We start from the raw sequence: 21,851 nt of genomic DNA on the forward strand, positions 1-21,851 counted from the left end.
TAAAGTGTGTATATTTTGTGGGCGTTAAAAATAAGATTGTCTTTTAATTTAATGTAAATTAATTTGTTTTTCCAAAGCAAAAAAGGAGGAAAATGAGATGGAAAAAATGGTGTACTTCTTTGGTGATGGGAAAGCAGATGGTAATATTAAAATGAAAAATATCTTGGGAAGTAAAGGGGCGGGGCTTGCAGAAATGACAAATATTGGAGTTCCTGTTCCCCCAGGTTTTACAATCACAGCAGAATGTTGTATTTATTATGAAAAACATAAGAAATATCCTGAAGGTTTGGAAGAACAGATAGAAGAGAATTTAAGGAAATTGGAAAAAGTAATGGGACAGAAGTTTGGATCTGAGGAGAATCCTCTCCTTGTTTCTGTTCGCTCTGGTGCGGCTATTTCAATGCCAGGGATGATGGATACGGTTTTGAATCTTGGATTGAATGAGAAAATAGCAAAAGCTCTTGCCGAAAAGGTGGATCCAAGATTTGCTTATGATAGCTACCGCCGCTTGCTTCAAATGTATGGAGATGTTGTTATGGGAGTTGATCATGATGATTTTGAAGAAATCATTCAGAAAAAGAAAGATGAAAAAGGTGTGAAGTCTGATTCTGAGCTAAAAGGAGAAGACTGGAAGGAAATTGCCGAGAAATTTAAGGCTCTTATTAAGGAAAAAACAGGGAAAGATTTTCCGGAAGACCCAAAGGAACAACTTAGAGGAGCAATTAACGCTGTTTTTGCCTCTTGGGATAACAAAAGGGCAAGAGAATATAGAAGAATTCATAATATTCCGGAAAATTTGGGAACGGCTGTAAATGTTCAGGCTATGGTTTTTGGTAATAAGGGAGAAGGGAGTGGAACTGGGGTTGCTTTCACAAGAAATCCCGCAACAGGAGAAAATACTTTTTATGGAGAATATTTGCTTAATGCTCAAGGAGAAGATGTGGTCGCAGGTATTAGAACTCCAGGGCCAATTACTCATAAACAGAAGATAGAGTCTGGTTCTCCTATAGAGGCTCTTGAAGACCTAATGCCAGATATATATGCTCAGCTTGAGGATGTTAGAAAGAAGCTTGAAACTCACCTAAAGGAGATGCAAGATCTTGAATTTACAATAGAAAATAATAAACTTTGGGTTCTTCAGACAAGAACAGGTAAAAGAACAGCGATGGCAGCTGTAAGGATTGCTGCGGATATGGTAGAAGAAGGGCTCATTACTAAGGAAGAAGCTATTATGAGGATTAGCCCTGAGCAGATTGATCAATTACTCCATCCGATGATAGATCCAAAAGCAAAGGTAGAGGTTATTGCGAGGGGACTTCCAGCTTCTCCTGGAGCGGCTTCAGGAGAGGTTGTTTTCACTGCGGAAGAAGCCGTGGAAAAGGCTAATAGTGGAAAAAAAGTGCTCCTTGTGAGGCATGTGACGTCTCCTGAAGACATTGCTGGGATGCACGCTGCTGAAGGGATATTAACTTCCAGGGGTGGAATGACGTCTCATGCAGCTGTGGTTGCGAGAGGAATGGGTAAACCTTGTATTGTTGGAGCAGAAAGTATAAGTATAGATTATAATAGTAAAAGTTTTAAAGTTAAAGATATTGTCGTAAAAGAAGGAGATTTTATAACAATTGATGGTAGCACAGGAGCTGTGATGTTAGGCGAAGTTCCTACAATAGAACCTGAAATTTCTGGAAGTTTTCAAAAAATAATGGAATGGGCTGATGAAATTAGAAGACTTGGGGTTAGGGCAAATGCTGATACTCCTACGGATGCTAAAAAAGCGAGAGATTTTGGAGCGGAAGGAATTGGACTTGCAAGAACAGAACATATGTTCTTTGGAGAAGATAGAATTCCTGCTATGAGAGAGATGATTTTATCTGAAACTCCAGAAGAAAGAGAAAGAGCCTTAAAGAAAATTCTTCCAATGCAAAGAGAAGATTTTGAAGGCTTATTTAGGGTTATGGATGGTTATCCTGTTATAATAAGGCTTCTTGATCCTCCTTTACACGAATTTTTGCCAGAGGATCCTAAGGCAATAGAGGAACTTGCTCAAAATATGGGTATTTCAGTGAAGAAAGTTGAAGAAAAGATAAAAAGTCTTGAAGAAGCTAATCCGATGTTAGGACTTCGGGGTTGCCGCCTTGGAATTTTAATGCCTGAAATTACAGAAATGCAAGCAAGAGCAATTTTGGAAGCAGCTGTAAATGTGGCTAAAGAGAATGTGAAAGTTCTTCCTAAAATTATGATTCCTCTTGCGGCAAGGAAGGAAGAAGTAGCTTCTCAAAGAGAAATCATTGATAAAGTAGCTAAACAAGTTTTTGAAGAAAAAGGTATGAGTGTGGAGTATCAAGTTGGGACGATGATAGAACTCCCAAGAGCAGCTTTGACAGCAGATGAGATTGCAGAAGTTGCTGATTTCTTCTCTTATGGGACAAATGACCTTACTCAGACAACCTATGGATTTTCCAGAGATGATGTTGGTAAATACACTCCTGAATATATAGAAAAGGGTATTCTTCCTAATGATCCTTTCCAAACATTGGACCAGGAGGGTGTTGGGCAGTTAATTGAAATTGGTCTAAAGAAAGGGAAAAAGACAAATCCAAAACTTGAGGTTGGTATCTGTGGAGAACATGGAGGAGATCCTGCATCAATTGAGTTTTGTCATCGTATAGGTCTTGACTATGTGAGTTGCTCACCATTTAGGGTTCCTGTTGCAAGACTTGCTGCAGCTCAGGCTGTTCTGAAAGAGAAAAATAAATAAAAACTATTTTGTTTCTCGTACACCTCTAGCAAAACAAGGGCAAGGGAGCCCTTGTTTTGTTTTTATAGGCCTAAATCTTCATATAAAATTCGGTGATTTAGAGGGATTGATTCATACATAAGAAAAGCAAGCTTTCTGATTTCCCAGAGAGCATTTTTACTTGTTCTTAACTGGAGAAAATTTCTGAAACTCCGCACATTTATACTCATAACTAACTCGGTTTTGAAAGATTCGGGTAGAAGATACTTTGCAATGTCATTAGGGATTTTGTACTTATTTAGAAATAAAAAAATGGACTTTAAATTCTGAGCGGTTGTCTTATAAAAACTTTTTAGAATTTTTTCTGGTAATTCTGGAACAACACAATATCTCTCAACAATTTTTTTATAGTCATTAAAGCTCTTTGCTTTTCCTATTTCTTCATCTTTTATAAGATCTTTTAAGGTGTATCTTGTTGAACGAACAGTATAACTTGCCATTCTATGTCGAACAAGCTCTTGGAGAAGAGCCCGTGAAACTCCTTCTATCTTAAAAGTATAATTACAGTGTTCAAAAATAGAGGTATGTCCCCATTTTATTAAATTCTTAATTAGATTTTTATCTTTTGGCCCCATATTGTCTGAGGTTGAACCGTGAGAAGTCCTTGCAGCTATTATGCATTTTTCTATTGGATCTGAGTCTATTAGAGAAACTTTCATTTTTATTTAACAAATTGCTTTATTTCGTTTCTGACAATTGCAGATATTTTGTAAGTTTTTTTTAAATCACTCAAGACCAAAGGAAATCTTTCTTTGGTAATTAAGATATTGACTTGAGAAAATTTTTCTCCTTTTATTATTGTTGGTTCATCAGCGCATAATTTGTTAGAAATTAGATAATTTCTAACTTTCTCAATGTTATTATTTGGAACATTAAATTTCACATCAAAATATTTTTTTGCCACAACTGCTCCATACAAATTTTGGAATATATCCTCAGCTTTTTTCCTTTTCCATTCTTTACAGGTTGGCCCTCCATAAAGTCCTGCAGAAGATTGCATAATTTCCTCTATTTCTTTCAGCCCATATTCTTTAAGTGTTTTTCCACTTTGGGAATTGTCTACTATAACATCTGCACCTTTTGCGATGTAACCTTCTGTTACTCCATCAGAGTTAATAATCTGAACCATTTCATTTTCTCCTTCTACAAGACCTCTAATTTGGACGATTGGGCTTTTTTCTCCATAAATTGAGGCATATGCTTCATTTTTTAAAATATAATCTCTTGTGATGTTTATGTATTCGGTAAAGCACAAAATTGGTTCATTTTTTCTCATATAGAAAAGTTCTTTAAATGAGTTATATGGTTTCTCTTTTGGAACAGCTGCAACCATTCTTATTTTTCCATATTCGAGATCTCCTATTTTAAAAACATTGTTTTTAGAATTTGCAAGACTTTCTTCTCTTACCCAGTCTTCTCCCACAATTGCTATGTCTAAGAGCCCTTTATTTAATTCAACTGGAGCACTTTGAGGTCTTACAAGATAAACTTCAATTTCTGGATCATTTAAAATTTTTAGATTTTTGTCTGATTCTTTTCCAGGTTCATACCCCCTTATTTCATAACCTGCGTCTACGAATAACTGATATGTGTTACCTCTATCTACACTATTTAAACTTCCTTTTGGAAGCCCCAATCTAATCTTATTCATTTTCTTCTCCTTATTTTTCAAAATATTAATTGTTTAGATCAGTATTGTCAAGTTCCAATTGTTGACTTTTTATAAAATTATTGTTATTATTTATTCAAATGAATAGGAGAGATTTCTTAAAAAAGTTATTTTCTATAGCAGTAATTGCAGGGGTTTCTTCTACTTTTAAAGGAAAATCTTTATTCGCAGAAGAAAGAAAAGAAGAGGTTTTCCCAGATCTTGTTGCGGTTAAAGGTGGGAGTCCTGAAAAAATGTTTGATGAAGGAATAAAAGCTCTTGGAGGGATGAGGAGATTTGTAAAAAAAGGAGAAATTGTTGTAGTAAAGCCAAATATTGCCTGGATTGCAAAACCTGAGAGTGCGGCGAATACAAATCCAGGATTGGTTAAAAGAATTATTGAGCATTGTTTTTGGGCAGGCGCAAGAAAAGTTTATGTTTTTGACCATACTTGTGATGACTCTTTTACAACCTATAAGATTAGTGGAATCGAGAGTGTAGCAAAAGAAGCTGGTGCCACTATTGCTTATGCAAATAAAGAGTCTTATTATCAGGAGGTAGTGATTCCAGAAGCTTATATTCTGAAGAAAGTGAAAGTTCATGAGTTAATTTTAGAAAGCGATGTTTTTATAAATGTTCCTATATTAAAACATCATAGTAGCGCGAAGATGACTTCTGCCTTTAAGAATTTAATGGGAGTTGTGTGGGATAGATTTTATTACCATAGAACAGATCTTGATAGATGTATTGCTGAGTTTCCTTTATATAGAAAACCGAACCTCACAGTTGTGGATGCTTATAATGTGTTAAAAAATGGCCCAAGATTTCGTTCTATGGAGGATGTTTTGAAGAAGGAGATCCAGCTTTTAGGAGTAGATATTGTAGCTTTGGATGTTGCTTCTTCAAAAATATTAGGGGAGAATCCGGAAAACATAAAATATATAATTTATGGAGAAAAACTTGGTCTTGGTAAAACTAATCTTGAAGAATTAAATATAAAGAGAATCACCCTCTGATGGAATGGTGAAAAATAAGTTAAGGTTTTTTCGTATTTTTTTTGAAATTTCTTTTTTTGTTTTTATAACCTCTTCTTTTTTTTGTTTTCCTTTAAGAGGGATACCTTCTAAAACTCAAATAGTTCCTATTTTATTTTCTGTTTTTAGTAAAGAGTTTTTCTTAAGTATTTTTTTTGTGATTTTTTTTATTTTTGTGACTTTCTTCTTCGGAAGAATATATTGCTCATTTTTTTGTCCTTTAGGAGGCTTTCAGGATATTTTTATAAGGGTTGGGAGATATATTAAAAAAAATAAATTTAAATATCAGAAGCCTTTGCTTTTTTTCCGTTTTACCATCCTTTTTTTCTTACTTATAAGTTTGTTTTCTGGTAGTTCTTATTTAATTAGTTGGCTAGATCCCTATAGTATTTTTGGAAAAATGATAAATTATTTAATAAAACCAATTTTTGTTGTGATTAATAATTTGGGAGAGTTTTTTCTTAGAAAGAGAGGGTTTTATTTTTTTCGAATATTGGATTTTCCTGACTTTAATCTTTTTATTATCTCAATCCTTGGGTTAATTTTAGGTGGAGTTATATATTTTTCTTTAAAAGAAGGAAGGTTTTATTGTAATTCTATCTGCCCTCTTGGGACTTTCTTAAGTTTGGTTTCTTTTCGGTCCTTATGTAGAATAGAGATAGATAAATTAAGATGCACTTCTTGTGGAATTTGTGAATTCAATTGTAAGGGAAGCTGTATAAATTCAAAAGAAAAAATAATTGATGATTTTTCTTGTATAAGATGTTTTAATTGCCTTTCTATATGTCCTTTTTCTGCGATTAGATTTAGATTTGTCTCATTTATAAAGAAGAGAAAAGAAAAAAATATAGAAAGAAGGAAATTTATTCTTTATTTGACTTATATTTGTTTTTTAGGAATTAATTTGTTTTTGAGAGAAAAAGGCAAAAAACTTTCTAATTCTTCACCACCTACTCCTCCTGGTAGTATAAGTCTAAAGAGATTTCTTAGTAAATGCACTTCCTGCTATCTATGTGTAAATAGATGTCCAACAGGTGTCCTTCGCCCTTCTTTATTTCAATACGGGATTTTCGGAGCTTTCGTTCCTTTTATGGATTTTAGAAGTGGTTATTGTTCTTATGAGTGTAATGAGTGTTTAAATATATGTCCAACCAATGCAATTTTACCTTTTAGATTGGAAGAGAAAAAGAAAATTCAAATAGGAAGGGTTAATTTCACTCAAGATTTTTGTGTTGTGTATAAAAACAAAACCAATTGCGGAGCCTGTGCTGAGATATGTCCTACAGAAGCCATCAGAATGGTTCCATATAAGGGTTTATTATCAATACCTTTTACAGAGCCCTCAATTTGTGTTGGATGTGGAGGATGTGCGTTTGTTTGCCCGGCAACTCCAAAAGCAATTGTTATAGAGACAAACCTCGTACATAGAGAAGTAAAGAGCTTTGAGAGATCAAAGAACAAAAAGGAAAACAGAAAAGAAGAATTCCCCTTTTAAAAATGGGTTGATTTTTAGAGATTATTTATTAGATTGATTTAATTAAGATTAAAAGTTTTTAAGGAGGAGTTTATGAGTTTTGGTGAAGGAAAAATTTGGTTTGATGGTAAATTTGTAGATTGGGAAGAAGCAAAGATCCATGTTTTGTCTCATGTGGTTCATTATGGTTCGAGTGTTTTTGAGGGAACCAGATGTTATAATACAAAAAAAGGTCCTGCTATTTTCCGGCACAAAGAGCATCTGAAAAGATTATATGATTCTGCGAAAATATATAGAATGGAAATTCCTTATACAATGGAGGAATTTGGAGATGCGATAATTGAAACCATTAGGGTTAATAAGCTCAAAGAGTGTTATATAAGGCCAATTATATTTAGGGGTTATGGACCAATGGGAGTTAATCCTTTAAAGAACCCAATTCATTGTGTTATAGCTGTTTGGGAGTGGGGGACCTATCTTGGAGAGGGAGTCCTTGAGAAGGGAATTTCGGTTCAGGTTTCTTCTTGGAATCGTTGTGCTCCAAATACAATGCCTTTTCTTGCAAAAGCTGGAGGAAATTATCTTAATTCTCAGTTGATTAAGATGGAAGCCACTATGAATGGTTTTGATGAAGGGATTGCTTTGGATTCTTATGGGTATGTCTCTGAGGGTTCTGGAGAGAATATATTTGTTGTAAGAAATAATGTGATTTATACTCCTCCCTCCAGTTCTTCCATTTTGCCAGGGGTGACCCGTCATAGCATTTTTATTCTTGCAAGAGACCTTGGCATCCGGATTGAGAAACATTTTATTCCCCGGGAAGCTTTATATATTGCAGATGAAATATTTCTTACAGGGACAGCAGCAGAGATAACTCCTGTTACTAAGGTGGATAATATAGTGGTGGGAGATGGAAAAAGGGGGCCAATTACAAAAAAGCTTCAAGATGAATTTTTTGGGATCGTGAGGGGTGAGAAAGAAGATCGACACAATTGGCTCACGTTTGTTTATGAATAAGGAGGGAAATTTGAAAAGGTCTTGTGCTCTTTTCCTTATAATTTGTCTTTTGTCCTTTTTCTGTAGCAAAGAAAAAGCCTCTTCAGTTACTCAAAGGGAAAATTTAAGCGAGGAAGATTTGATGGGAAAATATGGACCAAAGGATCTTTCTAAGGAGAAAGTAGATAGTATTATTGAATCTATAAAATGGACAACCAATGAAAATCCAACAGTTCTTGGAGATAAAAATGCAAAAGAGGGAGGGACTTTAATTATAGGAGAGACAGGGTATCCTGCAACATTAAGGCCAGTAGGAGAAAATTCAAGTTATGTTTTTAATTCCTTACTTCAAATGTTAATTTATGAAACTCTTCTTGATTTAGATCCTATAACTTTGGAATATAAACCTGTTATTGCAGATAAGTGGTGTATTACGGATGATAAAAAAACTTATTTTTATCACATAAACCCTGAGGCGAAATGGGAAGATGGAACTCCAATAACAGCATTTGATTTTGTTGCAACCTGGGATCTTTTAACAAATGAAGGGATAAAAGAACCCTTCCAAAATGATTTGTGGAATAAGTTTGAAAGGCCGGTTGCTCTTTCTAAAGAGATTTTAATGGTTAAGCCTAAGTTTCTTGAATGGAGACTATTTTTGAATTTTAGTGTAAATTTTCCTGTTTTTCCTGAACGGATTTTAAGCTCAATATCTATCGAGGATTATATGAAGGAGTTTAATGATAAAATGATGATGGGTTCAGGACCTTATGCTTTTGAGAAGGCGGAGATGAATCAGTTTGTGAGTTTAAGGAAGAATAAGTCCTGGTGGGGTAGGAATCTTAAGTGGAATAAAGGATTATTTAACTTTGATAGAATTAAGTTCATTTTTTATACAGAAGAAACCGTTATGGATGAGAAATTTAAAAAAGGTGACATAGATGTGATTTATGTAAGAGTTGCCAGAAAATGGGTTTCTGATTTTACTCCACAGAAAATAAATGCTATAAAAAATAACTATATTGTAAAACAGAAAGTTTATGATAACTCTCCAATTGGAATTTCAGGATTTCATTTTAATATGAGAGAAGAGCCTTTTAATGATATAAGGGTTAGAAAAGCTTTTTGTTATCTTTTAAATAGAGAAGAAATGATGGAAAAGTTGTTCTTTAATGAATATGAATATTTAAACTCCTTTTACCCAAATTCTATTTATGAAAACAAGAACAATCCTAAGGTTAAATATAATCCTGAAGAAGCAATTAGACTATTAGAGGAAGCTGGTTATTCTGGGAAGAGTTTAAATGAAGAAGGGTATATTGTGAAGGATGGAAAAGTTTTTGAGTTAGAATTAAATGATTATGATGGTGATACGAGAATAGAAACCATATTTCAGGAGGACCTTAAGAAAGTTGGTATAAAGCTTAATATAAAGAAAGTTACTTGGGCAAAACATATGAGAAGTCTGCATGAGTTTGATTTTAAAATAACAGGTATTGGCTTTTCTGGTTCTTTATTCCCAGATCCTGAGTTTGTATATCATTCTAAATACGCTGATAAAAAGAATTCTAATAACATATGGGGTTTAAAAAACAAAAGAGTGGATGAGATTTGTGAAGAATATTCAAGAGAATTTGATATAAATAAAAGGGTGAAACTTCTTAAAGAACTTGATTCTATTCTGGTTTCTCAATATATGATGGCTATGTTTTGGTATTCAGATAATGTTAGAATTTTATACTGGAACAAATTTGGAACTCCAGAATTTGTTTTGGATCGTTTTTCTGGTTCTTCCTATTGGGAACTTTCACCTATAAAATACTGGTGGTATGATGAGGATGCTCATAGTAGACTAAAAGAAGCGATGAAGAGTAATATTCCTCTACCAGAGAAACCGAAAGAAGTAAAATATTGGTTAAAATATAAAGGAGAAAATTTTATTAAGAAGTAATTTTTTATTTTTTGAGAAATACACAATTTAACTATTGACAAAATAGAGGTTTTTTTTATATTTATATTAATGGATAATGATTTAAAAAGAATAAAAGAAAGATTAGAACGAGATCCAAATTCACTTCTTTTTGCTCAATATGCAGATTTATTAAGAAGAGAAGGGAATATTGAAGAAGCCATAAAAGTTGCAGAGGAAGGTGTAAAAAAACATCCTGAATACGCTACTGGATTTTTAGTTTTAGGTAGGTGTTACAGTAAAAAGGGGGAAGTAGAAAAAGCAGTAGAAAATCTTGAAAAAGCTATAAGCCTTGACAAGCAAAGTATAATTGCTCTACAAGAATTAAGTAAACTTTATATAAAAACTGGGGAAAAGGAAAAGGCAAGAGAAACTCTTAAGAAGCAACTTGAGCTTGACCCTTTAGATAGAGATGCAAAAAGATTATTAAGGGAAATAGAAGAGGAAGAAAAAGAGGAAGATAGTGTGGGAACTCTTTCTTCTTTCTTTGAAGAAGAACTGGAAGAAGAAAAGATTTCTGGGGAAGAGAAAGAAGAAACTGAGGTTGAAGAAAGCTCTCCTGATATTGAAAAAGAGCTCGAGGAGATTTCTGAAGATTTAGAGTTTGAAAGTGTATCAAAAGAAGAATTTGAACTTGAGGGGAAAAGTGAGTTAGAAGAAGAAATTTCTGAAGAGGAAACGGAAGAAGAGGAAGAAGGAATTCCTAAAGAAGAAGTAGAAGAGGAATCTTTAGAAGAAGAGGAGGAATGGGAAGAGGAAGAAGAGGTTGATGAAAAAAGAACTTCCGAGGAGGAAGAGTTAGAGGAGATAGAGGAAGAGGAGGAGGAGGAAGAAGAAGAAGAAGAAGAAGAAGAAGAAGAAAAAGAAGAAGAGCCGAAAGAGGAGATGGATATTGGAGAAATTTTCGGTAAGAGTAGAGAGAAAGAGACTGAAGCGGTTGAAGAAGAATTTTTTGAATTGGAAGAGGAAGCCCCTGAGGAAGTAGAGTTAAAGGAGATAGAAGAAGGACCTCTTGGCAAAGTTGAAGAGGAGCTAAGCGAAGAGAAAGAAAAAAGACTTAGGGAACTCGCTAAGATATATGAAAAACATGGGTTTAGAGAAAAGGCAATAAATATATACGAGAAGCTTTATCAAGCCACTAAAAATGAAGAGTTTAAAGAAAGAATAGAAAGAATAAAGAGTTCTAAGGCAGAGGGGATTTTACATTTAGAAACTGAGGAAGAAGAGAGAGGAGAAGAAAGCCTTTTTGAGGAGTTGGAGAGTGAAGCTCCGTTAGATTTAGAAGAAGAAAAGTTAGAGAAAGAAGAGAAAAGAGGCGAGGAAGAAATAGACGAAAGTTTTCGTGAATGGATTGAAGGTTTAAACGGAACATCAAGTGAATGAAAGGATAGAAAAGCTACAAGCCCAATTTGAAGAAGAACATATTGATAGTTTCCTTGTAACCTCAAAAGAAAATATTTTTTATTTGACTGGATTCAGAGGAGATGCTGGAATACTATTTATTACTCCAAGAAAAGTATTGTTAATCACTGATTACCGTTTTCAAGGGGAGGTCGTTAATAATTTAGGTGAAGTAGAAGTTTGTTTAACTAGGAAGGGTTATATAGAAGAATTAGCAAAACACCGAATTGTGAGGAGAAAAAAGAGAGTAGGTTTTGAATCCAAAAACATTAGTTATAGTCTTTATTGGGAAATGAGAGAAAAATTAAATTGGTTAAAATTTAAGGGGTTTGATTCTTTTGTTGAAAATTTAAGGATGATAAAAGATAAAGAAGAGATAAAAAAAATAAAAAAGGCTTCAGATATATTAGATAAAGCTTTTGTTGAAACACTTAATTATATAAAAGAAGGTTTAAGCGAAAAAGAAATAGCGATTGAACTTGAATATAGAGTAAGAAAGTATGGGGGTGAAAAAATCTCATTTGAAACAATAGTAGCATCTGGATACCGTTCTTCAATTCCACATGGGGTGGCTACTGATAAAAAGATAAAAAAAGGAGATTTTATAACGATTGACTTTGGAACCGCATATGAGGGATATAACGCGGATATGACAAGAACGACTTTTCTTGGAGAACCAAAAGAGAAAGATAAAGAGATTTATGAAACAGTATATAAAGCTCAGGAATTGGCAATTCAATCGATAAAAGAGAATATAAGAGCTAAAGATTTAGATAAGATTGTGAGAGATTTCCTTTCTAAGAATGGTTTTGGAGAATATTTCTTGCATTCTTTAGGACATGGGGTAGGTCTTGAGGTTCATGAACCACCTTATATTTCTAAAAAAGGTAATTATTCCCTAAAAGAAGGAATGGTCTTTACAATAGAACCTGGAATTTATTTGCCTCAATATCAGGGAGTAAGAATAGAAGATACAATTGCTCTTAAGGATAGTAAACCTATATACTTGACAGAAACTAAAAGAGAATTAATTATTTTATAATGCCTACTATAACTGATATAACTAAAGGATTAATAATTAAATTTGAGAATTCTATATATGAGGTTTTGGATTTCCTCCATGTTAAACCTGGGAAAGGTCATGCTTTTGTGAGAACAAAAATGAGAAATTTAAGAGATGGAACTATAATTACAAAAAGTTTAAAAAATGGGGATTATTTTGAAATTATACCGGCAGAGGAAAGAGAAGTGCAGTTCTTATATAAGAGTGGAAAAGAGTATTTTTTTATGGATCTTGAGACCTATGAGCAATTTCCTATTAGTGAAGAAATAATAGGTGAGAATAAATTTTATTTGAAGGAAGAGTTGAATTGTAAAATTAGAATTGCAAAAAATGAAATTTTAGGTGTAATTATTCCAAACTTTGTTACCCTTAAGATTGTATCTACAGAACCAGGGGTGAGGGGTAATACAGTTCAGGGCGGTTCAAAGCCAGCTCTTCTTGAGACAGGACTTAAGATTAAAGTTCCCCTATTTCTTAAGGAAGGAGAGGAAATCGTTGTTGATACAAGAACGGGAGAATATATAGAGAGAAAACAATAAGGAGGGTCTTATGGAGAAGGTTAATGAGAGTATTGGATATGAAAGAGAATTGAAAAAGGGAGAGGTTTTATTTAAAGAAGGGGATACGGGAGAAGAGATGTATCTTATTAGGTCCGGGAAGATAAGGATTGTGAAGGAGATAGAGGGAAAAAGTAAAACACTTGCTATTATAGGCGAAGGGGAGTTTTTTGGAGAAATGGCTCTCTTGGATAAGAGTCCACGTTCTGCTTCTGCAATTGCTGAAACAGATGTAAAGCTTATTATAGTAGATAGAGAAGCTTTTTTAAATTCGGTTAATAAAAATCCTTTTATAAAATATATTATAGAAACTTTAACTAACCGATTGAGAAAAACAAACAATATGTTAAAGTATTTCTCGGTTCCAAACGAGAAGATGAGGGTGCTTTTATTTATTAAGGATAGATTGAGTAGGAATGAACCCCCAGATATGGATACAGGGTTAGATGCTGAGGGGCGAGAAATAGCAGAAGTTACTGGAGTTTCTTTGGATAAAGTAAAGGAGTATTTGGAAGAACTAAAAGAATACAATATTGCTGAATTAGGATCAACAATTACAATAAAATCTCCTGAAAAACTTAAAAAATACGAAGAGTATATTGCGCTTCAAGAGGAATTTAAAAGAGAGTAAGGAATAAAAATAACATTTTTGAATCAAAATGGATAAATATAATTTTATTAGTTTTGTAGGGATTTTCATTTTATTAGGTTTTGCTTGGCTTTTTTCTAGAGATAAAAAGAATATGAATTGGAAGGTTATTTTTTGGGGTATAGGTATTCAATTTATTTTTGCCTTTTTTATTTTTGTTTTTCCTCCTGGTAGTAAAATATTTCTCCTTCTGAATAATTTAGTGGTTAAAATCTTAAGTTCATCTACTAAAGGAGCAGAATTTATTTTTGGAAGATTAGCTCTTCCTCCAGGAGAAATGAATGAAACTGGTGAACAATCTTTAGGTTTTTTTCTTGCTTTTCAGGCATTTCCAACAATAATATTCTTCTCTGCTCTTATTTCTATTCTTTATTACTTTAACATTATGCAGTGGATTTTAAAAGGTTTTGCCTATGTTTTTACAAAATTGATGAGGCTTTCTGGAGCTGAATCTTTATGCACTGCAAGTAACATTTTTGTTGGGATTGAGTCTGTTTTAACTATTAAACCTCATCTAAAAGAAATGACACAATCAGAATTATGCACAATTCTTACGGCAGGGATGGCAACAGTGGCTTCGAATGTTCTTGCTATTTATATCTTTAGCTTGAAAGAACAATTTCCATCTATTGCTGCGCATCTTATTTCAGCTTCTATTCTCTCTGCACCCAGCGCTCTTGTAGCTTCAAAGATTATTTTCCCGGAAAAAGAATCTCCAAAGACACTTGGGGAATATGTTGATGTATATTATGAGAAAGAATCAAGCTTCTTTGAAGCAATAATAAATGGAGCAAATAGTGGAGTAAAATTAATTGTAGGCATTGTTGCTTTACTAATAGCTGTTTTAGGTCTTGTCTCTTTGGTGGATTTATTTATTGGAGGACTTGGTAATAAGATAAATGCTCTTTTTGGCATTAATATTGATTGGAGTATTAAGGGGTTTCTTGGATATATTTTTTATCCTTTTACATTGATACTTGGCGTTCCTCCTTCAGATGCTTTAATAATATCTAAGATTATTGGAGAAAGGGCAATCCTTACAGAAGTTCCTGCATACCAACATTTATCTATAGCTATCTCTTCCGGGTTGATTAAGAACCCCCGTTCTATAGTAATTGCAACTTATGCACTTTGTGGATTCGCCCATCTTGCTTCTATGGCGATTTTCGTTGGAGGAATTGCTACTTTGATCCCGGAGAAAAGAAAAATTCTTGCAAAACTTGGACCTAAGGCTCTTCTTGGAGCTACTATAGCTTGTTTACTTACTGCTTGTGTAGCCGGAACATTTTTTACTAAAAATTCAATTCTAATTAGGTGAGTCTTAAAATCAAAAGTCGGAAACTCTTAATATCAGGACTTTAAAAGGTTTCTGGGCTCAAATCAAATAATTGACAAATAATCGAAAATTAATAAAATTAAGAAGTGAATGAGCAAGTTAAAGTTAATGCTTTTATTTTCAGTAACTTTGTTATTTGTTTCTTGTAGTAGAAACAAATCTTTAATTGTTGTGAAGTCAAAAACCAATACATTGTCAAAATTTGAAACTTTTTATATTGAATTTTTTTTAAAATCTTCTTTTGTTAATCCCTACGATCCTGAGGATATAAAAGTGGATGCGATTATAAGGACTCCTTCTGGCAATATATTAACCTTACCCTCCTTTTATAAATTTGGTTCAAGTGGGAACTCTATCTGGGAAGCCAGATTTACACCAATGGAAGTTGGAACACATTCTTATCATATAGAGGTTGTAAGGGAGGGACAAACTTTTAAATCCGAAGAATTTTATCTTTCTGTAAAAGACTCTGATAAAAATGGATTTTTAAGAGTAAATAAAAATTCTCTTTATTCTTTTGTTTTTGACTCTGGGAAACCTTTCCGAGGTGTTGGAATAAATGTGGGATGGGAGGGTGGAAAGGGTTCAGATTATTCTTATGAGGCTTATCTTGATGCATTTAGAGAAAATGAGGCGAATTTATTTAGAACCTTAATGTGTCCTTGGAATCTTCCTTTGGAATGGACAAGATTTGTAAAAAGTTATGAGAATATTATTGTAGATGAGTTTGAAAATTGGAATAAAGTATTTTCTCATTCTGATGGATTAAAGATAGAGTTTAGTAAAACTCCATTTACAGAAGACGATACAAATAGAGTGCTGATTGACTCTACTCAAAACGAAGTGATAATTTATCAATTTAGAGATATAAAAAGATTTAAGATTAAATTATTTTATAATAAAATTCTCTCCAAAGATATGATAAGATGTTATTATTCTTCGGATAATGTTATATATAAACCTATTAATGTTGAATTTAGTGAAGTATGGGAAACTTCTTCAGGTTGGTATAGAATTTTTGTTGTTTATTTTTATGAACTTCCTTCTCAAGCAAATTATCTCAAGATAGAATTTTTGAAAGGGATTAAAGGTTCCCCACAAATTGGAAGTGTTGAGATTGAATATGGGAAGGAAAAGGAGGTTATTAATGCGCTAGGCCTTGGTAAGTATTACCAAGAAACAGCAGAGAGAGTGGATGAGCTTATTAGATTAGCAGAAGAAAGAGGGATTTATCTTATTCTAAGCTTTGATTATCATGGTATTTTTAATTCATTTGTTGACCGTTATGTTTCTAAGACAGAATGGAGAGAAAACCCTTATAATGTTGCTAATGGAGGACCTTGTGAGAATCAGGTGGATTTTTTTACAGATCCTATTGCAAGGAAAATATATAAAAATAAACTAAGATATATTGTAGCAAGATGGGGTTATTCTACAAGTATTGCGTTATGGGAATTTTTTAATGAGATTGACAATATTATTGATAGGATGAATGTTTCACCTCAAGATGTAGTAAATTGGCATAGAGAAATGGCAAACTACTTAAAGGAAGTTGATCCTTATAAACATATGATTACAACAAGTGTAAGAGATAAAGAAATAATAGAACTATGGGAGATTGAAAATATAGATGTTATTCAACTTCATATCTATGGTTCTACTGAGGAAATGAGAGAGATCCTCTTGAGAGACACCAAGAAATTTAAAAAGCCTGTTATTGTAGGAGAATTTGCTGTTGGAGATAGAGGTCCAGGAAGAGATTTCTCTTTTGAGTTTTATGAGAGTGCATTCCATGATGGCTTGTGGGAAGGAATTTTTTCTCCCACTCCTATTGTACCTCTTTCATGGTGGTGGGAATGGTTTTATCAAAAGGATCTTTTTTTTCACCTTAAAGGAGCCTCTATGTTCGTTTCTCTAATGTTGGAAAGCGGAGGAGATTTTGAGGAGATTTTTGTGGATGTTAAAGATAAAGAAGTGGGAGTGATAGCCCTTAAGTCTGGAAATGAGATATTTTTATGGTTCAAAAACTTGGGAAATAAAGATAAAAATAGTGTAGTTATTGATCTACCTGATTTGGATTATCCATTATACCTTCTTAGGTACTATAACCCTTGGCTTTGTGAATTTTCTGAAGATAGAGAGGTTAATATTTTGAATAATGAATTAAGATTAGAGAATATTTCTCTGAAAATTGGAAAAGACATAGCTGTTTGGCTTAGGCCAAATATTTGAGTGGAGAGTACTGATGCCTGCTAATTTACCTCAAATTTATCATAAAATAGAAGCAAGGCTCAAATTTGCAACAACGCCTGAGGAGAAAATTTCTATTTTGAAAGAAATGCTTGCTGTGATGCCAAAGCATAAAGGGACAGATGGTTTACGAGCAGAATTAAATAGCAAAATAGCAAAATTGAAAAAAGAAGCAAAGAAAAAACCTCAGGTTCAACGTCTTGATATATATAATGTTCCAAAGTTAGGAGTTGCACAGGTAGTTCTTATGGGTCCTCCAAATTCTGGAAAATCAACCCTCCTTTCTTACCTTACGAACGCAAAACCAGAAATAGCAGCTTATCCTTTTACGACGCAAAAACCGAATGTTGGTATGATTGAGTTCGAAAATATCCAAATACAACTTGTAGATACTCCTCCTCTTTGTGAAAGTTTTCACCCTCCTTGGCTTTTTGCGCTTGGGAGAAGTGCAGATATTATTATAGGGATGATAGATGGAAGGAGTGGAAGCCCGGAGGGAGAGCTTAATTCTCTTCTGAATAGATTAGAAGAGGGTAGCATCTTTCTTCAGTCTAAAGATATTTATAAAGGAGAAGAATTGATGAAGAAAAATGGCTTTATTGTGGTTTCTGGAGGTGAAAGAAAAATTATTGAGAATTTGGAAAAATTATATGGAGCGAGATTAGATATATGGCACTTTAGTTTAACTTCGGATCCTCAACCATTGAAGAAGAAGATTTATGATTCTCTTCATATCATAAGAATTTATACTAAACCTCCAAGGAAGGAAGCGGATTTTACAGAGCCAATCGTTCTTCCTGAAAATTCTACAGTTCTTGATGCTGCTTATGAAATTCATAGAGATTTTGCAGAAAAAATGAAATATGCAAAATTATGGAGGGGGAGTAATAATCCTAGGCAAGTAGGTCCGGAAGAGATTTTGAAGGAAGGGGATATAATAGAATTTCATAACAAATGAAAGTGTTTTTCGCTCTTGACTTTTTGAAAAGCCCTGGTAATATTGAGAATAGAAGGAGGGTTAGTCTAATTGGTAAGGCACCGGATTTGAAATCCGGCGGGTTTTATAAACCCTTGGGGGTTCGAGTCCCTCACCCTCCGTTGGAGAGGTGGCCGAGTGGCCGAAGGCAACCGATTGCTAATCGGTTGAGGGGTCAAAAGCTCCTCCCAGGGTTCGAATCCCTGCCTCTCCGTTAGAAAGGAGAAAAATGCGGAAATTTGCTTTTTTTACATTTTTTTTATTATTTTCTTTTAACTGTAAAGGGAGGTCAGAAATGGTGAGAAAACCAGTTTTCGCTGGAAGCTTCTATCCCAGAGATTCTTCCCTACTTTCTGGAACAATTGATCAATATTTAAATCAAGCTGAGGTTAAAGTGGAAGAAGAAATTTTTGGATTAGTATCTCCTCACGCAGGTTATGATTATAGTGGCCTTGTAGCAGCTTTCGGTTATAAAGCATTGAAAGGGAAAAATAAAAAACTTGTGATACTTTTAGGACCATCCCATCGTTACTATGTTAAAGGCTTTTCAGTTTATGGAGGAGGTAAATGGGAAACACCTCTGGGGGTGGTGGAGATAGATAATGATTTTGCTTCAAGGATTGTTAGTCAGAGTAAATTGATAATTAATGAACCAGAGGCACATTCTCAAGAACATTCTCTTGAAGTCCAAATACCTTTTTTGCAAAAAATTCTTAATCGAGACTTTAAAATAGTTCCAATTGTTTTTAATACTGAAGAGAATTCAAAACTTAAAGAACTTGTGAATGCTTTAGCCAAAGAATTAGAAGGTAGGGAAGACTGGATTATTATAGCTTCTTCAGATCTTTATCATGGTTATGACTACGAGGAAGCAAAAGCGGTTACTGAAAGGGTAAATAATTATATAGAGAGGTTAGATTATAGAGGACTGCTTGAGTATGATAGATTGAAAAGAGAGGAGAGCACTTGTGCTGCTTGTGGTTGTTCTTCTATTGCTGTTTTGCTCCAGGTAATGGAAAAATTGGGGATGAAAAAAGTAAAACTTTTGGCTAAGACAACTTCAGGAGATGTAACAGGGGAGAAAAAAGGTTATGTTGTGGGTTATGGCAGTTGGGCTTTTTTGAAAGAGAAAAAAGGAGAAGAAGAAAGCAAAGAGTTGGAAAGTCTTGGATTTAATTTGACCTTAGAGGATAAGAAAATTTTATTAGATATAGCTCGTAAAACGATTGATGAATATGTAAAGAATAATAAAGTCTTAGAAGTTACGGTGAAAAGTGAGGTTTTAAAAAGACCTTGTGGGGCTTTTGTAACGTTAAAAAAGAAAGGGAATCTACGGGGATGCATTGGGAGAATAGTTGCAGATGAGCCTTTATACCTTGTAGTAAGAGATATGGCAATTGCCTCAGCTACGGAGGATCCAAGATTTCCTCCATTGGAGGTTTCCGAATTAAAAGATATTAAGATTGAAATATCTGTTCTTACCCCTATGCAGAAAGTTAATAATGTGGATGAGATAGAAGTTGGAAGAGATGGTCTTATGATAAGGAAAGGTTTTAGAAGTGGTCTTCTTCTTCCTCAGGTTCCTGTTGAGCAGGGTTGGGATAAGAAAACGTTTCTTGAACATACTTGTTATAAAGCGGGTCTTCCATCCGATGCGTGGAAAACTTCAGAACTTTGGAAATTTCAAGCAATTGTGTTCTCAGAGGATTAATTAAGGATTGGTCTTATCTTCTTCTTTTTTCTCCCAACCCTTATAAATAAGAGAAACTGGTATTAAGATTGCATATCCAAGAACTAATAAGATGGGAGATAAAGTGAGAGAACCTCGAGCAAGAAATATATATCCCAAAATTATTGAGAGAATCCCGCTTAAAAAAATAATTGAGTTTATTTTGCTCCAGTAAATATCAGCTTCTTTTTTCTTTTTCACAAAGACCTCCCTATTTTATAAGTTTAAAAGTCCCATTAGTTATGAGATAAAAACGAATTCCTTTTGATGCTTTAGAGAGATTGATAGAACCTGCAGTTAATGGAATATTATCTAATTTTTTGTTTGGATTTTCTAATAATTCACTCATTAAAATTGCGGCGTCATAACCAAGGCAGGCATATCTATCGGGTTCTTTTCTAAAGAGAAACTTAAACTCTTCTAAGAATGATTCAGACGGATTAAAAGGATTATCTGTTATTATAATTCCTTCCAAAGCACTTGGATCGACTTGTTGTTTAAAGATCTTTTCGGATTTCCAACTGTCTGTACCAAGAATTTGGGATTTTATTCCACAATATTTTATATGACTGGCAATTGCAGGAACATCTTGGGTGCTTGCAGGAATATATATGGCTTCAGGTTCTGTGGATTTTATTCTGTTTAATTCGCTTTGGAAATCTCTTTCTCCTTCTCCATATGAAATAGAACTTACTATTTTCCCCCCAAGTTCTAAGATTTTATCAGAAAATACACTTTCAAAAGTCTCTCCATAATCGGAGCGAGGATATAATATTGAAAAGGTTCTAAGACCTAACTCCTTAACAGCGTATTCTGCCATAGCAATAGCCTGTTGTTGGATCGTTTTATTAATTATAAAAACTTTTGGACCAACAGAGTCTATGAATTCCTTTGTTGCAGTTGGAGATATAAAAGGGATTCCTTTATAATCGGCAACGCAGGCAATAGCAAAACTATTTTTAGAAAGAAGAGGCCCAATAATTCCAGACACTTTTTCGTTTTCTATTAATCTTACTGCTTCTTTATAGCTTTTTAAAGGATCTTCTCTTGTATCTACATATATTGGAATAAACCTTTCTTTTGCCCCTATTTCTATTCCATTTTTTACAGAGGTTCCTTCTTCTATATAACTTCCTGAGAGAGGAAGTAATACTCCGACTTTCTTTTTCCCCTTAGGATAAGTAATATATTGGGCCTTTCTTGCATATTCGCTTTTTGGAAATTCTATTATAATTTCTTCAAAGTATTTCTTACTTTCTTCTGTTCTCCCTTCACTTTGTAACTTCCTGCCGATTGTATATAAAAGAAAAGGCTTGAGTTCTTGGGATGCATAAAGAAGAGATTTCTTTAAAGAATTTTCGTCTACCAAGATTGCCAATTCTTTTACACTCTCGGTTGTATTTATTCCATATTTACTTGCAGCCACATAGTTTACAAGAGCTTCTCCATTATTTCCAATCGCTTTATTAATTTCTCCAAGGTAAAAGAAGGAATTTCCCATTAGTTCTCTTGGAGGATTTGTCTTAGTTACCTCTGCAAATAACTCTTTTGCTTTTTTGTAATTCTGATCTGTATAAGCTTTCATTGCTTTTTCATATAACTTTTTGCTATCCTCAGGGGGGCTCACCTCTGGGATGCAATTTAAGATAAGGAATAAAATCCCTATAGGAATTGATAATTTTGCCCTCATTTTAAGAGAATTTACTCGGTGAAGCTAATTTGTCAAGATGAACTTTTTATTGGCTTATCTCTAAAATTTTTTTTCTCATTGCCTTAGGATCGAAGCTTCTTTCTCAGACTTTTTGATTAACGCCCATCCTTATAATTATCACAGGAAAATAAAAATTATCCACTTATTTTAAGTTATGAGTCTCTTGGTGCTATAATGCTTTGAGTTTATAAAGGAATAGAGTCAAAATCCATTTAAGCAAATTTCCTTTGTATTTAAATTAAATAACAATCCTTAATACAA

At 33.7% G+C, this 21,851-nt stretch carries 17 protein-coding genes and 2 tRNA genes; 15 read left to right on the forward strand and 4 right to left on the reverse strand.

Going from position 1 to position 21,851, the window contains the following annotated elements; all coding sequences use genetic code 11:
• Nucleotides 1-97 precede the first annotated feature (97 nt).
• The gene (gene ppdK / locus ABIN61_00880; protein MEO0292762.1) at nucleotides 98-2,758 is read left to right on the forward strand and encodes a pyruvate, phosphate dikinase; all 2,661 of its coding nucleotides are present in this window, start codon (nucleotides 98-100) and stop codon (nucleotides 2,756-2,758) included.
• Nucleotides 2,759-2,820: 62 nt separating this feature from the next.
• On the opposite strand, the gene thyX is transcribed toward ppdK, so the two are convergent.
• A complete protein-coding gene (thyX, locus tag ABIN61_00885; protein ID MEO0292763.1) occupies nucleotides 2,821-3,456 on the reverse strand; it encodes an FAD-dependent thymidylate synthase in 636 nt (211 codons plus the stop codon).
• A 2-nt stretch (nucleotides 3,457-3,458) separates the two neighbouring features.
• Nucleotides 3,459-4,448, reverse strand: a complete 990-nt coding sequence (locus tag ABIN61_00890) for an ATP phosphoribosyltransferase (GenBank protein MEO0292764.1) — start codon at nucleotides 4,446-4,448, stop codon at nucleotides 3,459-3,461.
• A gap of 98 nt (nucleotides 4,449-4,546) precedes the next feature.
• Between ABIN61_00890 and ABIN61_00895 the strand changes: the two genes are divergently transcribed.
• From ABIN61_00895 to amrB, 14 genes are all read left to right on the forward strand, one after another.
• The gene (locus ABIN61_00895) at nucleotides 4,547-5,461 is read left to right on the forward strand and encodes a DUF362 domain-containing protein (protein ID MEO0292765.1); all 915 of its coding nucleotides are present in this window, start codon (nucleotides 4,547-4,549) and stop codon (nucleotides 5,459-5,461) included.
• Between the two features lie 418 nt (nucleotides 5,462-5,879).
• Entirely contained in the window at nucleotides 5,880-6,974 is a 1,095-nt protein-coding gene (locus ABIN61_00900; GenBank protein MEO0292766.1) for a 4Fe-4S dicluster domain-containing protein, read from the forward strand.
• Nucleotides 6,975-7,046: 72 nt separating this feature from the next.
• On the forward strand, nucleotides 7,047-7,970 hold the full coding sequence (locus ABIN61_00905) for a branched-chain amino acid transaminase (GenBank protein MEO0292767.1): 924 nt from the start codon (nucleotides 7,047-7,049) through the stop codon (nucleotides 7,968-7,970).
• A gap of 10 nt (nucleotides 7,971-7,980) precedes the next feature.
• On the forward strand, nucleotides 7,981-9,900 hold the full coding sequence (locus ABIN61_00910; protein ID MEO0292768.1) for an ABC transporter substrate-binding protein: 1,920 nt from the start codon (nucleotides 7,981-7,983) through the stop codon (nucleotides 9,898-9,900).
• 69 nt (nucleotides 9,901-9,969) lie between these two features.
• A complete protein-coding gene (locus ABIN61_00915) occupies nucleotides 9,970-11,301 on the forward strand; it encodes a tetratricopeptide repeat protein (protein MEO0292769.1) in 1,332 nt (443 codons plus the stop codon).
• On the forward strand, nucleotides 11,294-12,361 hold the full coding sequence (locus ABIN61_00920) for an aminopeptidase P family protein (protein MEO0292770.1): 1,068 nt from the start codon (nucleotides 11,294-11,296) through the stop codon (nucleotides 12,359-12,361). Before ABIN61_00915 ends, ABIN61_00920 begins: the two co-directional genes overlap by 8 nt.
• Complete coding sequence (gene efp / locus ABIN61_00925; GenBank protein MEO0292771.1) at nucleotides 12,361-12,921, forward strand: elongation factor P; 561 nt, start codon at nucleotides 12,361-12,363, stop codon at nucleotides 12,919-12,921. Before ABIN61_00920 ends, efp begins: the two co-directional genes overlap by 1 nt.
• Before the next feature lie 10 nt (nucleotides 12,922-12,931).
• Nucleotides 12,932-13,570 (forward strand): cyclic nucleotide-binding domain-containing protein, encoded by a 639-nt coding sequence (locus ABIN61_00930; GenBank protein MEO0292772.1) that lies wholly within the window; start codon nucleotides 12,932-12,934, stop codon nucleotides 13,568-13,570.
• A 28-nt stretch (nucleotides 13,571-13,598) separates the two neighbouring features.
• Nucleotides 13,599-14,906 carry a nucleoside transporter C-terminal domain-containing protein gene (locus tag ABIN61_00935; protein ID MEO0292773.1) on the forward strand — a complete coding sequence of 436 codons (1,308 nt, stop codon included), beginning with the start codon at nucleotides 13,599-13,601 and terminating at the stop codon, nucleotides 14,904-14,906.
• A gap of 108 nt (nucleotides 14,907-15,014) precedes the next feature.
• Nucleotides 15,015-17,156, forward strand: coding sequence for a DUF5060 domain-containing protein (locus ABIN61_00940; GenBank protein MEO0292774.1), 2,142 nt, complete (start codon nucleotides 15,015-15,017; stop codon nucleotides 17,154-17,156).
• A gap of 13 nt (nucleotides 17,157-17,169) precedes the next feature.
• Entirely contained in the window at nucleotides 17,170-18,132 is a 963-nt protein-coding gene (locus tag ABIN61_00945) for a GTPase (GenBank protein MEO0292775.1), read from the forward strand.
• A gap of 54 nt (nucleotides 18,133-18,186) precedes the next feature.
• Nucleotides 18,187-18,272: transfer RNA gene (locus ABIN61_00950), tRNA-Ser, on the forward strand.
• A 2-nt stretch (nucleotides 18,273-18,274) separates the two neighbouring features.
• Nucleotides 18,275-18,364, forward strand: a tRNA-Ser gene (locus ABIN61_00955).
• Between the two features lie 81 nt (nucleotides 18,365-18,445).
• Nucleotides 18,446-19,861, forward strand: a complete 1,416-nt coding sequence (gene amrB / locus ABIN61_00960) for an AmmeMemoRadiSam system protein B (GenBank protein MEO0292776.1) — start codon at nucleotides 18,446-18,448, stop codon at nucleotides 19,859-19,861.
• Here amrB and ABIN61_00965 read toward each other — a convergent pair whose 3' ends face one another.
• Nucleotides 19,862-20,080, reverse strand: coding sequence for a hypothetical protein (locus ABIN61_00965; protein ID MEO0292777.1), 219 nt, complete (start codon nucleotides 20,078-20,080; stop codon nucleotides 19,862-19,864).
• A 10-nt stretch (nucleotides 20,081-20,090) separates the two neighbouring features.
• Nucleotides 20,091-21,569 (reverse strand): penicillin-binding protein activator, encoded by a 1,479-nt coding sequence (locus ABIN61_00970; GenBank protein ID MEO0292778.1) that lies wholly within the window; start codon nucleotides 21,567-21,569, stop codon nucleotides 20,091-20,093.
• Nucleotides 21,570-21,851: the final 282 nt, after the last annotated feature.

This window comes from candidate division WOR-3 bacterium (assembly GCA_039804165.1).
In the GTDB taxonomy this organism is placed as follows: Bacteria; Hydrothermota; UBA3072; order UBA3072; family UBA3072; genus JAFGHJ01.